Raw genomic sequence first — 12,318 nt, 5'->3', positions numbered from 1 at the left:
CCCTTTTCCATCAAAGGAGCATCCCATGCAGAAACGAGCAGTGATCATCACCGCCCAGGGTTTCCAGGACGAGGAATTCGTCTACCCCTACTACCGGCTCATCGAGGCCGGCTTCCAGGTCGACGTGGCCACCAAGGACCAGGCGCCGGTTACCGGCAAGTTCGGGGTCCCGGCCCGCCCCAACCGCCCCACCGAGGGACTCGACGCCAAGGACTACGACCTGGTGCTCTTGCCCGGCGGGTTCGAGGCCCCGGACCGGGTGCGCCTTATCCCCGAGGTGCTGGAGTTCGTGCGCCAGATGGATACCGCCGGCAAGGTGGTTGCGGCCATCTGCCACGGCCCCTGGATCCTGATCTCCGCGGGGATCACCCGCGGGCGCCGCATGACCGCCTACTGGAGCATCGAGGCCGACGTGCGCAACTCGGGCGCCGACTACCAGCACAAGGAGCCGCTGGTCATCGACCGCAACCTGGTCACCTCCCCCCACTACAACAACAACCACGACTTCATGAAAGGGGTGCTCTCGCTCTTCCCGGACTGCGGTTGCGGGAAATGAGACGGGCCGACTACGGGGTGCGCCCCGACGCCAGCGGCAGCTTCAGCAAGGCGGAGACCCTTGCCCTCTACGAGAGCATCTGCCGGAGTCACTTCTTTGACAGCCAGGTCATCGACGCGGTCAAGAGCGGGCTGACCAACTACCAGGTCTACCTCTCGCTCGGGCAGGAAGCCGGGCCCGCCGCGCTGGCCGCCGCCCTGCCCGGCGCGCAGCTCTTCACCCAGCACCGCTGCCACGGCTACTTCATCGCCTTCGGCGGCCCCCCCGAAAAGCTGCGCGACGAGCTTCTGGGGCGTCCTTCCGGCTCCAGCGGCGGCCGCGCCGGCTCGAACTGCCTGCAGCACCACGACGAGCGCCTCGCCATGTTCGGGCACCACGGGCTGATCGGCGAAAACGTGCCGCTGGCCGTGGGCGCCGCCTTCGGCAACCAGAAGAAGACCATCGCGGTCTTCGGCGACGGCTCGGCCGAGGAGGATTACATCTACCCCTCGCTCGGCTTCGCGCTGACCCACCGGCTCCCGATCCTTTTTGTCTGCGAGGACAACGACCTCTCCATCCTTACCCCCACGAGCACCCGGCGCAGCTGGGAATTCACCCAGATGGCCAAGGGGCTGGGGCTGCCGGTGCGCGACCTGGCCGACGACCCCTGGAGCGTGGTGCAGGCGGTCCGGGAGCTCAAGGGGGAGCTCCCCGCGGTGCTCAACATCCGGACCTGCCGCCGCCAGTGGCATGTCGGGGTGGGGTGCGACGGCCCCCCCGAGTGGGACCGGTTGGCCCTGGTCCAGGCCGAACTGGACCGGCTGGGGCTGGGAGCCGAGCGGCAGGAGATCGAACGGCAGGCCCAGCAGGAGATGGAGCGTCTATGGAACGAGTAACAGTCGCCGACACCATACGTGAACTGAGCCGGGAGCACCTGGAACAAAACGGCGGGCTCTTGCTGGGGCAGTCCATCTCGGCGGTTGGGTGGGTCAACAACACGGTGCCCGACTGCCAGGGGATCGTGGAGCTCCCCATGACCGACGTGGCGGGTGCGGGTTTCGCGGTCGGCGCAGCCCTGGTGGGGCGGCGCCCCATCTTCGTGATCCGCTTCCAGGACTTCCTCCTGTTAAACGGCAGCCCCCTCATCAACTACGCGGCCAAGAGCAAGGAGCTGCACGGCAGGCCGGCCCCGGTCTTCGTGCGGGCCATCGGCGCCGACGGCATCGGCCCGGTGCACTCGGGGGTGGTGCACAGCATGTTCATGCACTTCCCCGGCTTCAAGGTCTGCTCTCCCATGACCCCCGGCGAGTACCGCAGCATCTGGCAGGAGTACCTGACAGGAGACGACCCGATGCTGGTGAGCGAGCACCGGGCGAGCTTCCAGAACTGCAACGAACTGCCGGACCTCCTAATCCCCGATGCCGACATCACCCTCTACCCGGTTTCGGCGACCCGCTTCGAGGCGGTCAAGGCGGCGGAGCTTCTGGCAGCCGAAGGGATCCGCTGCAACGTGGTGCACATCCTGTGGCTCAAACCGTTCCGGGTCGACCAGAGGGTGGCACACCCCTTGCTTTGTTCCGGGCGCGGACTGGTGATCGACCCCGGCTACAGCATCGCCGGGGCGGCGCAGGCCCTGGCCTACGAACTCTCCCAGGAGACGGGCCTGCCGGTGGCGGCACTGGGGCTGGAAGATGCCACCAAGTGCCTGTGCCAGCCGCTGCAGAACCGGCTCCCCGACGCCGCCCGCATCGCGGAGCGGGTACGCCAGATCGTCAAGAAAGGCGCCCGGGGCGCTCAATCCACCGGAGGCGGACATGTCTGACTACGAAAACGGAATCGTCACCAAGCCGTGGGGCTACGAATACCTCATGTACGAGAGCTCGAAGATCGGTATCTGGTACCTGCACATCGCCCACGGTCGGCAGACCTCGCTGCACTGCCACCCGGACAAGAAGACCGGCTACATCCTGCTCTCCGGCGAGGCAGAGGTCTCATTCCTCAACGATTCCACAAAGTTGAACGGGCTTTCCAAACTCATGCTGCGCGAGGGACTCTTCCACTCGACGCGGGCGCTCTCCCCGGAGGGTATCCATGTCATCGAGGTGGAGAGCCCGCCGGACAAGGAGAACCTGGTGCGCCTTGATGACCCCTACGGGCGCAAGGAGCAGCCCTACGAGGGGGCGGACTGCGTGGTCCCCATGACCGAGGACTGCGTGACCCTGAGCGAACCGGCAGCCGGCCGCCCCGCCAGCTACCGGATCCACGACACCGAGCTCACCCTGGAGAAAATCGAGGAGGTTGCCCTCCTCAAGGAGCGTGACCCCGCGGAGATCATCCTGGTGCTGGACGGCGGCCTGGTGAGCAAGAACAACGAGCCGATCGTCAGTCCCGGCGACGTGGTCACCATCGCCACCTTCAACCGGCTGGCCGAAACCTTCAGGGCTCCCGAAGGAGTCACTCTTATGACGGTACGGAAGTGTCAAGCTTTCGACAGCCTCAAGGAATGCGCCTCATGCTAACTGTCGGCTTCCTGCTCCCGAGCAGCGACTACCTCTTCGACCCCTTCCGTGGCGACCCCCACTCCCACTTCCAGCTCCTGACCGTGCTCGAATGGCACTTCGGCGCCCGGGTGCAGGTCTCGCTCATCGACCTCAGGGGGATCAAGCGGGAGTTCGCCCAGTACCACATCCCGGCCTGCGACGTCTACCTGCACTCGGTCTACACCCTGGACTACGCCGAGCAACTGGAGACGGTCGAGACCCTGCGCCGGCGCTTCCCCGAGGCAAAGCACATCGCCGGTGGCCCCCACGCGGTCACCTTCCGCGAGGAGTCCCTCAAGGTGTTCGACGCCCTGGTCCTGGGGGACGGCGAGCGCTGCCTGGTAGAGGCGCTGGAGGACCTGGAGCGGGGCTCGCTCAAAAAGGTCTACGAGCAGCGCGCACTGATCGACATCAACGAGTACCCCTTCCCGCGGCGCCACTTCCTCCCCGCCTCCGCGGTGGCCCGTCCCGGGCTCGTCTCGCTCAAGAACACCCCGGGCTACGAGAAGCTCAGGTCCACCACGGTGATCTTCAGCCGCGGCTGCCCCTACGACTGCCGGTTCTGCGCCATCCCCGAGGTGCGCGAGTACGCGCCGGGGGTGCGCTACCGCAAGCCGGAATTCGTGGAAGAGGAGATCGAGTACCTCAAGAAGGAGTACGGCGTCGAGGGGATCAGCCTTTTGGACGAGATCTCCATCCCGCTGCCGCGCGCCCAGGCCGTCGCGCACCTGGAGGCGATCGGCCGCACCGGCATCGTCTGGCGCGCCCAGTGCCGGGTGGACGGCATCACCCCGGAGATCGCCAAACTGGCCCGGGAGGCGGGGTGCGTCACCATGGCGATGGGGGTGGAGAGCGTCTCGCAGCGTTCCCTGGACCTGATCAGCAAGCGGATCAACGTGGCCAAGACCCGCGAGTCGATCCGGCTCTTGAAGGAGGCGGGGATCGAGTGCCGCATCTACATGATCCTCGGGCTCCCCGGCGAGCCGGAGGACATCGTCCAGCAGACCTGGGACTTCATCGAGGAGACCGACCCGGAATCCGTCTACCTCTCCGTCTTCACCCTGCGCCCCGGCACCGAGGTCTACACCAACCCGGAACGCTTCGGCATCAAGCGGGTCTCCAGCGACTGGAGCAAGACCATGCACATGTACGGCCGCTACGACGCCGAGACCCCGGACCTCACCTTCGAGTACCAGGAAACCACCCCCTGGGGGCGCGGCTTCACGGCACGCGAGATCGTGGGGAACTACCTGGAGCTGCAGGATCGCATCAAGGCAAGCGGCAGGGGCCCCGTCAAGTAGCGCCCCACCGCAGCGACGACACGAGGGCGACCCCGCTCGCCCCTCACGCATTTGAGGCCGCACTATGAACGTTCTTCTGGTTAACCCTCCGGTACCGAGCTACTACCACAACAGGGAGTTCTACCTCCCCTCGGGCCTGCTCTACATCGCCTCGTCGCTCAGCGCCGACGGCAACCAGGTCGAGCTCCTCGACCTGAAGACCTTCGATTCCCGCAGGGGGCGCCCCGGCAGCTACGAGTCGCTTCTCGAGGAGCGGCTGCGCGCCTTCGAGCCCGACCTGATCGGCTTTGGCTGCCTCTTTTCCGGCAACTTCCAGGACATCCTGGGGTACGCGCGCCGGTGCAAGGAGGTCCGCCCCCAGACCCCCATCCTCTTAGGCGGCATCCACCCCACCATCTACCCCGCCGAGATCCTCGCCAACTGCCCCGAGCTCGACTGGATCGTCCTCGCCGAAGGGGAGCAGAGCACGGCCCAGCTGGTGCGCATGCTGGAGGGGCGCGAGCCCCGGGACTTCGGCCGGATCGACGGTTTTGCCTACCGCGCAGGTGAGAGCGTCCTGGTGAACGAGAAGAAAGGCTACATCGAGGACCTGGACGCGCTGCCGTTTCCGGCCTACGAGCTGATCGACATCGAGGACTACCACGTCGACACCGACCTCTGGCACAACCCGCGCCGGCTGCCGATCAACACCTCGGTCCCCATCATCTCCAGCCGCAGCTGCCCGCACAAGTGTCCCTTCTGCTCCATGTTCAAGGCCATGGGGCCGGCCTGGCGCCCCCGCTCGGCGAGGAACGTGGTGGACGAGATCGAAGAGGTCTACCACCGCTTCGGGCAGCGCCACTTCTCCTTCATGGACGACAACTTCTCGCTCAGCAAGCGGCGCACCATCGAGATCTGCAACGAGATCGTCAGGCGCGGCCTCGCCATCCAGTTCGAGACCCCCAACGGGCTGAGCGTCAACACACTGGACGCCGAGGTCATGGCTGCCCTGGCAGCGGCGGGGCTGGTGCGCATCTCGCTCGCCATCGAAAGCGGCTCGGACTACATCCGTAACCAGGTGATGCGCAAGAACACCTCCCGAGAGAAGATCTTCGAGGCGGTGCGCCTCTCCAAGAGCTACCCCGACATGTACGTCAAGGCCTTCTTCGTGATCGGCAGCCCCGAGGAGACCCGGGAGACCCTGGAAGAGACCTACACCATGATCCGCGACATCGACGTGGACAAGATCCACCTGATGAACATGGTCCCCTTCCCCTCCACCCCGATCTTCCAGCAGGCGGTCCGGGACAACCTGTTGGTCGACGGACTGGACGTGGACAATTTCTACCGCTCGAGCGAGCTCTACGTCGCCAACTACAGCACCTTCTTCATCAAGCCCTACGCGCTTACCTTGGAGGAGCTGCGCGAGTTCCGCACCCGCTGCGAGGCACTCATCGCCGAGCAGGCCAGCCGGCGCGCCACCATCAAACAGGTGGCGGCATGACCACCGTCGGCTTGGTCCAGATCAACAACAGCTTCTCCGACGCCTGCTACCTCCCCTACTCAGTGGGTCTTTTGCAGGCCTACTTCCAGGAGCACTCGCCGCGCGCCGCGGAAGTCTCGTTTCTCACCCCGCTGTACCGCCGCATCCCGATGGCCGAGGCGCTCAGGCACCTGGAGCCGGCCGCCGTGGTGGGGATCAGCTGTTACGCCTGGAACGCCGCCTTTTCGGTGGAGCTCGCGCGCCAGCTGAAGGCGGCCGACCCGGGGCGCCTGGTGGTACTGGGGGGGCCGCAGGTCCCGGACCACGCCGAGCCGTTTCTAAGGGAGCACCCCTACATCGACCTGATCTGCCACGGCGAGGGGGAGGTGGTCTTCACCGAGATCCTGAACCGCGTGGAGAGCCGCGCCTGGGACGGCATCCCGGGCCTGAGCTACCTCGCGGGCGGGGAGTTCCGCCACACCCCGGTCCAGGAGCGCATCAAGGACCTGAACCGGCTCCCCTCCCCCTACCTCTCCGGGGTCTTCGAGCCGCTCCTGCGCGAGGACCGGGGCCACCAGTGGCTGGCCTTGTGGGAGACCAACCGGGGCTGCCCCTTCTCCTGCGCCTACTGCTACTGGGGCTCCGCCACCAAGTCCGAGCTGTTCTGCTTCGAGCAGGAGCGCCTGGACCGGGAGATCGCCTGGTTCGCCGCCAAGCGGATCGAGTTCGTCTTCTGCTGCGACGCAAACTTCGGGCTCTTGCCGCGCGACCTGGAGATCACCCGCTCGGTGGCCCGCCAGAAGGAGCAAAGCGGCTACCCGATGGCGCTCTCGGTGCAGAACACCAAGACCAGCGCGGAGACCTCCTACGAGATCCAGCGGGTGCTCTCCGCCTCCGGCCTCAACAAGGGGGTGAACCTCGCCCTGCAGAGCGTGCACCCCGAGACCCTGGCGAAGATCGGGCGCAAGAACATCCCGGTCGAGGTGTTCCAGGAACTGCAGCAGCGCTTCAGCCGCGACAAGGTGGAGACCTTCACCGACATCATCCTGGGGCTCCCCGGCGAGAGCTACGCGAGCTTCACGGCAGGAATCGACCAGATCGTCAGGCACGGCCAGCACCACCGGATCCAGTTCATCAACCTCTCCATCCTGGCCAACGCCCCGATGTCCGAGCCGGCCTACCGCGCCGAGCACGGCATCGAGACGGTGCGCACGCCGCTGGTCAACATCCACGGGATGCTGGAGCAGGCCCCCGGCGAGGTACAGGAGAGCCAGGAGCTGGTGATCGCGACGGCGAGCCTGCCGCGCGAGGAGTGGGTGCGGACCCGGGCCTACTCCTGGATGGCCTCGCTGCTCTACTTCGACAAGCTTTTGCAGATCCCCCTGGCGCTGGTCGGCAAGCTCGAGGGTACCGGCTTCAGCCGCCTCATCGAGCTCTTCATGGCCGCCGATGCCGGGCGCTACCCGATCATACACGGCATCAACGCCTTCTTCGAGGCGTGCGCCCGGGACATCCAGCAGGGGGGGCGCGAGTTCCTGCACGCGCCCGAGTGGCTGGGGATCTTCTGGCCGCAGGACGAGTACCTCTTCATAAAGCTCAGCGTGGAGGGGAAGCTGGACCAGTTCTACCGGGAGGCCGAGGCGCTTTTGACCCGGGAAACCGGGTGCGACCCGGCACTTCTGACCGAGGCCCTGGCACTGAACCGCCAGCTGGTGAAACAGCCCTTCGTCAGCGAGGACTGCGTGATCACCCTGGGGCACAACGTCTGGGAGCTGTACCGCTCGGTGCTCTCCGGCGCAGAGTGCCACCCCGTTGCGGGTACCCGGCGCTACCGCATCGACCGCTCGGCCCAGCGCTGGACCAGCTGGGAGCAGTGGTTCAGGGCAGTGGTCTGGTACGGCAACAAGAAAGGCGCCTACTTGTACGGCGTCGACAACCAAACGTCAGCACAGGAGGTCGCCATGCCGGCCACGGAAGCAGCCTGCTACGCAGCAGTTCACGAAAAATACGGGATCAACATCCTCAACTACGGCAGTTTCATGTACAACGAGTACCCGCACAAGAGCGTCTGGGACAACCCCTTCCCGCTCCAGGGGTGGTACGACACCCTGGACCGCCTGGGGCGCGCGGAGGCCAACCCGCTGCTCATGTACGTGCACGTGCCGTTTTGCCCCAAGCAGTGTTTCTACTGCCTGTGCAACACCATCATCAGCAGCAACCAGGAACGCATCTCGCGTTACCTCGACTACCTGCACCGCGAGATCGGCCAGGTCGGCGCCTTCTTCCAGGGCCGCGGCCTCAAGCCGAACTTCCGGCGCATCCACATCGGCGGCGGCTCGCCGACCGCCCTGTCCCGCGCCGACTTCGGCGCCCTGGTGGCCCGGCTGCGTGAGCTCATCGACTTTGAAGAGCTCGACGAGTTCACCCTGGAGATCGACCCGCGCGGCGTGAGCGCCGACGACCTGGCCTTCTACGCCTCGCAGGGTGTCAGCCGCCTATCCCTGGGCATCCAGGATTTTGACCCCGACGTGCAGCGCGCCATCAACCGCATCCAGCCCCCGGCGCTGGTGAAGGAGCTGCTGGCCCCCGAGGTGCGCGCCCTCTTCAAGAGCGTCAACTTCGACGTGCTTTGCGGCCTGCCGCGCCAGACCATGGCGTCGTTCCTGCGCACCATCGACACCGTGGTCGAGCTGGCGCCGGACCGCATCATGGTGATGTTCCTTACCCTGGCCCCGGAGGTGCGCGCCCACCAGAACCTGATGCCGCTCGACACCCTGCCGGACCTGGAGACCCGCACCGCCCTGTACCTGGCGGGGGTGCGGCGCCTTATGGAGCACGGCTACCAGCGTATCGGGGCGGACCACTTCGCCAAACCGGAGAACGACCTGGCCCGGGCCGCCCAGGCGGGGACCCTGCAGTGGAACTCCCTGGGCTACGTGCCGGTACCCAGGCTCGACGTGCTCGGGGTGGGGATTGGCAGCTCCAGCTTCCTCGACGACGACTGCTACGTGCAGAACAGCTACGAGATGGACGAGTACGAAAAGGCCATCGACGCCGGCCTCCCCCCCATCTTCCGCGGCTACCAGTTAACCTCCGAGGACCTGCTGCGTGCCGAGATCATCAACGAGATCAGGTGCCGGCTCTCCCTCGACCTCGCCGGCTTGGAGGCCCGCCACGCCCTGATCTTCCGGGAAAGCTTCGCCGAGGAGCTGGAACAGCTCAAGGTGCTGGAAGCTGACGGTCTTATCAGCCTCTCAGCCTCCCGGCTCGAGGTCAGCGAACTGGGGAGGTACTACACCGGGCTGATCCTGAGCGTGTTCGACACCCGGCGCCAGGGCTTCGCCATCCAGCCGGCACGGAGGGTGGCATGAGGTACCGCGGGCTGGGAGACACGGGGCTTCAGGTCTCGGAAATCGGCTTCGGCGCCTGGGGGATCGGCGGCACCACCGGCGACGCGCGCGCCTACGGCCCCACCGACGACGCGGTCTCGGCACGGGCGCTGAAAAAGGCCTTCGACCTGGGGGTCACCTTCTACGACACCGCCGCCCTCTACGGCTACGGGCACAGCGAGGAGCTGATCGGGGAGACCCTGGCCCCGGTGCGCGACCGGATCGTCATCTCCACCAAGGTGGGGTACCTCGACTTCAGCGGCAAGCAGGACTTCAGCCCGGCCCATATCCGGCGCTCCCTGGAGCAGAGCCTGCGGCGTCTGAAGACCGACTACGTCGACCTGTTCCAGCTGCACGACCCCGCCATCGAGCTCTTGACTCCGGACGGCGAGGTGCTGAGCACCCTGCGCCAGCTGGAACAGGAAGGGAAGATCCGGGTCGCGGGGATCTCCACCCGCTCCCCCAAGGACAGCCTCACCGCGGTGCGCGAGCTCGGCTTCAAATCGGTGCAGGTGAACTTCAGCCTGGTGGACCAGCGCTGCATCGAGCTCGGCATCTTCGACGCCTGCCGGGCGGCGGGGGCGGGGATCATCGCCCGCACGCCGCTCTGCTTCGGGTTCCTGACCGGCAAGTACGAGAACCAGAGCTACGCGGCGGGAGACCACCGCAACCTCTGGAAGCCCGAGCAGATCGCATGCTGGGCCAAGGCCTACCAGCTCTTCGCCACGCAGCTGGCGGGCGAGGGGGCGCTGAGCCACGCCCAGAACGCCCTGCGCTACATCCTCTCCTTCGCCGAGGTCTCCACCACCATCCCCGGGATGCTGACCGAGGAGCACGTGCTGGAGAACGTCCCGGCCAGCGATCTCGGTCCCTTCGCCCCGGCGGAGCTGGAGCGTTTCGCCGCCATCTACGCCGAGAACCGCTTCTTCGTGTAAGACACAACCCGCACAGCCCCCCTCGCTACCTCCTAAAAGGGGCGCCCCCTCCTGCGGCGCGCCCCTTCCCTATCCAAGAACCGGCACACCCCTTGCAAATTCCCCGATACCTAGAGGCTCGCTGTCAACTTTTTGAACAGCAGACCCCGACCCCCCTCACCCGCGAGACAACCATGGATTTCCAATTCCTGAAGGGCACTAAAATACTGGTCACCGGCGGCGCCGGTCTCCTGGGCACCGCGCTGGTGCGACGGCTGGTCGGCCTGGGCGCCGAGGTCGAGGCGAGCTGCTTCAGCCGCCCCCCCCACCCGGCGCTGGCCGCGCACTACCGGCGCTACGACTTCAACAACTACCAGGACTGCCTGGATGCCACCGCCGGCAAGGACATCGCCATCGTCTGCGCGGTGCAGGCCTCCGGGGTCCAGGGGGTACGCACCTCCCCGGCCGCCACGCTCATGCCCAACCTAGCCATCCACGCCGGGCTCTTCGAGGCCATGAGCGCGAACCAGGTGAAGAAGGCGGTCTGGGTCAGCAGTTCCACCGTCTACCAGGAGGCGAACTACCCGATCCGCGAGGAGGAGCTGGACCTGAACCTGCCGGTCTTCGAGCTCTACGCCGGTATCGGCTGGGTGTACCGCTACCTGGAGAAGCTGGCCGAGTTCTACCACCAGAAGCTGGGGCTCAACATCGGGGTGATCCGCACCTCCAACATCTACGGCCCCTACGACCGCTTCGATGCTGCCAAGTCCCACGTCATCCCGGCCCTGATCCGGCGGGCCTTGGCCGGCGAGACCCCCTTCACGGTCTGGGGCGGCCCGGAGACGGTGCGCGACTTCATCTACGTCGACGACCTGGTGGAAGGGGTGCTGCGCCAGCTGGCCGTCGACTGCCACGCCGACCCGATCAACGTAAGTAACGGCACCCCGGTCACCATCAAGGAGCTGGCCGAGGTGGTGACCGACTGCTGCGGCCACCCCGGCCCCCTCGACTTCGACCGCAGCAAGCCGAGCGCGGTCCCCTACCGGGTGCTGGACAACTCGAAATGCCACCGGCTGCTCGGCGCATTCCCCCGCACCTCCCTGAGGGAGGGGATCCAGCGCACCATCGAGTGGTACCGCTCGCCCCTGGCGCGCGACTGACCTGCTACGGAGCCACACCATGAAGAAAAAACTGCTCATCCTGGGGGCCACCGGCTTTATCGGCCGCAATCTCACCGAGTACTTCGTGAAAGAGGGGAAGTACCAGGTGTATGGGAGCTACTTCCGCTCGCGCCCGCTGGAACTGCCGGGGCTCACCATGGTGCAGGCCGACCTGACCCGGGCCGAGGACGTGGAGCGGGTGCTCACCGGCATGGACGTGGTGCTCCAGGCAGCCGCGGTCACCTCCGGGGCCGGGGACGCGGCTGCCAAGCCGCAGATGCACATCACCGACAACGCCATCATGAATTCGCTCATCTTCCGGGTTGCCCACGAGCTTATGGTCTCCCGCCTGGTCTTTTTCAGCTGCTCGGTGATGTACCAGAACCGCCTGACGCCGCAGAAGGAGTCCGATTTCGACGCGAACCTGGAGGTGTTCCCCAACTACTTCGGCGGCGCCTGGAACAAGATCTACTTCGAGAAGATGTGCGAGTTCTACGCGCGGCTGGGGCAGACCCGGTACACCGTCATCCGCCATTCCAATATCTACGGCCCCTACGACAAGTACGACCTGAAGCGCTCCCACGTCTTCGGGGCGACCATCGCCAAGGTCGAGATGCCCGGCGCCGACAAGGTGGTGATCTGGGGGAAGGGCGAGGAGGGGCGCGACCTGCTGCACGTCTCCGATCTCGTGCGCTTCGTCAAGTTGGCGCTCGAGAAGCAGCAGGAGCCCTTCCGGCTCTACAACGCCGGCAGCGGCGTCGCGGTCACGGTGCGCGACCTGGTACAGGCCGTGGTGCGCCTTTCGGGGCGCCGCCTGACCATCGAGCACGACCTGTCGAAGCCGAGCATCCCGACCACCATCGTGCTCGACGCGCAGAAGGCGCAGCAGGAGCTGGGCTGGAGCCCGGAGGTCCCGCTGGAAACCGGCATCGTCGAGACCTTGGCGTGGTACCGCGCCCAGCCCCGCTGACGCCGGGCCGCTGTCAAAATTCAGTACCGTGCCCCCGGGGCGGCCTT

10 protein-coding genes are annotated in these 12,318 nt (G+C 66.4%); all 10 read left to right on the top strand.

The genetic code is table 11. The annotated features are described in order from the left end of the window. Nucleotides 1-25 precede the first annotated feature (25 nt). Nucleotides 26-556: a DJ-1/PfpI/YhbO family deglycase/protease gene (locus tag H7688_RS10560; RefSeq protein WP_183361078.1), complete on the top strand. Its 531-nt coding sequence runs from the start codon at nt 26-28 to the stop codon at nt 554-556. Further along, nucleotides 553-1,431 carry a thiamine pyrophosphate-dependent enzyme gene (locus H7688_RS10555; protein ID WP_183361077.1) on the top strand — a complete coding sequence of 293 codons (879 nt, stop codon included), beginning with the start codon at nt 553-555 and terminating at the stop codon, nt 1,429-1,431. Before H7688_RS10560 ends, H7688_RS10555 begins: the two co-directional genes overlap by 4 nt. Beyond that, nucleotides 1,419-2,357 carry a transketolase C-terminal domain-containing protein gene (locus H7688_RS10550; RefSeq protein ID WP_183361076.1) on the top strand — a complete coding sequence of 313 codons (939 nt, stop codon included), beginning with the start codon at nt 1,419-1,421 and terminating at the stop codon, nt 2,355-2,357. The genes H7688_RS10555 and H7688_RS10550 overlap by 13 nt, the downstream gene beginning before the upstream one ends. Continuing rightward, the gene (locus H7688_RS10545) at nt 2,350-3,054 is read left to right on the top strand and encodes a cupin domain-containing protein (protein WP_183361075.1); all 705 of its coding nucleotides are present in this window, start codon (nt 2,350-2,352) and stop codon (nt 3,052-3,054) included. Before H7688_RS10550 ends, H7688_RS10545 begins: the two co-directional genes overlap by 8 nt. Further along, the gene (locus H7688_RS10540; protein ID WP_183361074.1) at nt 3,048-4,376 is read left to right on the top strand and encodes a B12-binding domain-containing radical SAM protein; all 1,329 of its coding nucleotides are present in this window, start codon (nt 3,048-3,050) and stop codon (nt 4,374-4,376) included. Before H7688_RS10545 ends, H7688_RS10540 begins: the two co-directional genes overlap by 7 nt. 64 nt (nt 4,377-4,440) lie before the next feature. Further along, nucleotides 4,441-5,859: a B12-binding domain-containing radical SAM protein gene (locus H7688_RS10535; RefSeq protein ID WP_183361073.1), complete on the top strand. Its 1,419-nt coding sequence runs from the start codon at nt 4,441-4,443 to the stop codon at nt 5,857-5,859. Next, nucleotides 5,856-9,209: an oxygen-independent coproporphyrinogen III oxidase gene (gene hemN, locus H7688_RS10530; protein WP_183361072.1), complete on the top strand. Its 3,354-nt coding sequence runs from the start codon at nt 5,856-5,858 to the stop codon at nt 9,207-9,209. The genes H7688_RS10535 and hemN overlap by 4 nt, the downstream gene beginning before the upstream one ends. Further along, complete coding sequence (locus H7688_RS10525) at nt 9,206-10,162, top strand: aldo/keto reductase (protein ID WP_183361071.1); 957 nt, start codon at nt 9,206-9,208, stop codon at nt 10,160-10,162. Before hemN ends, H7688_RS10525 begins: the two co-directional genes overlap by 4 nt. A 173-nt stretch (nt 10,163-10,335) precedes the next feature. Then, entirely contained in the window at nt 10,336-11,301 is a 966-nt protein-coding gene (locus H7688_RS10520; RefSeq protein ID WP_183361070.1) for an NAD-dependent epimerase/dehydratase family protein, read from the top strand. A 19-nt stretch (nt 11,302-11,320) separates the two neighbouring features. Beyond that, nucleotides 11,321-12,271 carry an NAD-dependent epimerase/dehydratase family protein gene (locus H7688_RS10515; protein WP_183361069.1) on the top strand — a complete coding sequence of 317 codons (951 nt, stop codon included), beginning with the start codon at nt 11,321-11,323 and terminating at the stop codon, nt 12,269-12,271. Nucleotides 12,272-12,318: the final 47 nt, after the last annotated feature.

The organism is Geomonas limicola, from assembly GCF_014193675.1.
GTDB lineage: Bacteria > Desulfobacterota > Desulfuromonadia > Geobacterales > Geobacteraceae > Geomonas > Geomonas limicola.
This window is presented reverse-complemented; position numbering and strand designations above follow the sequence as displayed.

Coding starts and splice junctions, on each gene's coding strand:
- H7688_RS10560 (WP_183361078.1), top strand. CDS start 26: ATGCAGAAACGAGCAGTGATCATCACCGCCCAGGGTTTCCAGGACGAG.
- H7688_RS10555 (WP_183361077.1), top strand. CDS start 553: ATGAGACGGGCCGACTACGGGGTGCGCCCCGACGCCAGCGGCAGCTTC.
- H7688_RS10550 (WP_183361076.1), top strand. CDS start 1,419: ATGGAACGAGTAACAGTCGCCGACACCATACGTGAACTGAGCCGGGAG.
- H7688_RS10545 (WP_183361075.1), top strand. CDS start 2,350: ATGTCTGACTACGAAAACGGAATCGTCACCAAGCCGTGGGGCTACGAA.
- H7688_RS10540 (WP_183361074.1), top strand. CDS start 3,048: ATGCTAACTGTCGGCTTCCTGCTCCCGAGCAGCGACTACCTCTTCGAC.
- H7688_RS10535 (WP_183361073.1), top strand. CDS start 4,441: ATGAACGTTCTTCTGGTTAACCCTCCGGTACCGAGCTACTACCACAAC.
- hemN (WP_183361072.1), top strand. CDS start 5,856: ATGACCACCGTCGGCTTGGTCCAGATCAACAACAGCTTCTCCGACGCC.
- H7688_RS10525 (WP_183361071.1), top strand. CDS start 9,206: ATGAGGTACCGCGGGCTGGGAGACACGGGGCTTCAGGTCTCGGAAATC.
- H7688_RS10520 (WP_183361070.1), top strand. CDS start 10,336: ATGGATTTCCAATTCCTGAAGGGCACTAAAATACTGGTCACCGGCGGC.
- H7688_RS10515 (WP_183361069.1), top strand. CDS start 11,321: ATGAAGAAAAAACTGCTCATCCTGGGGGCCACCGGCTTTATCGGCCGC.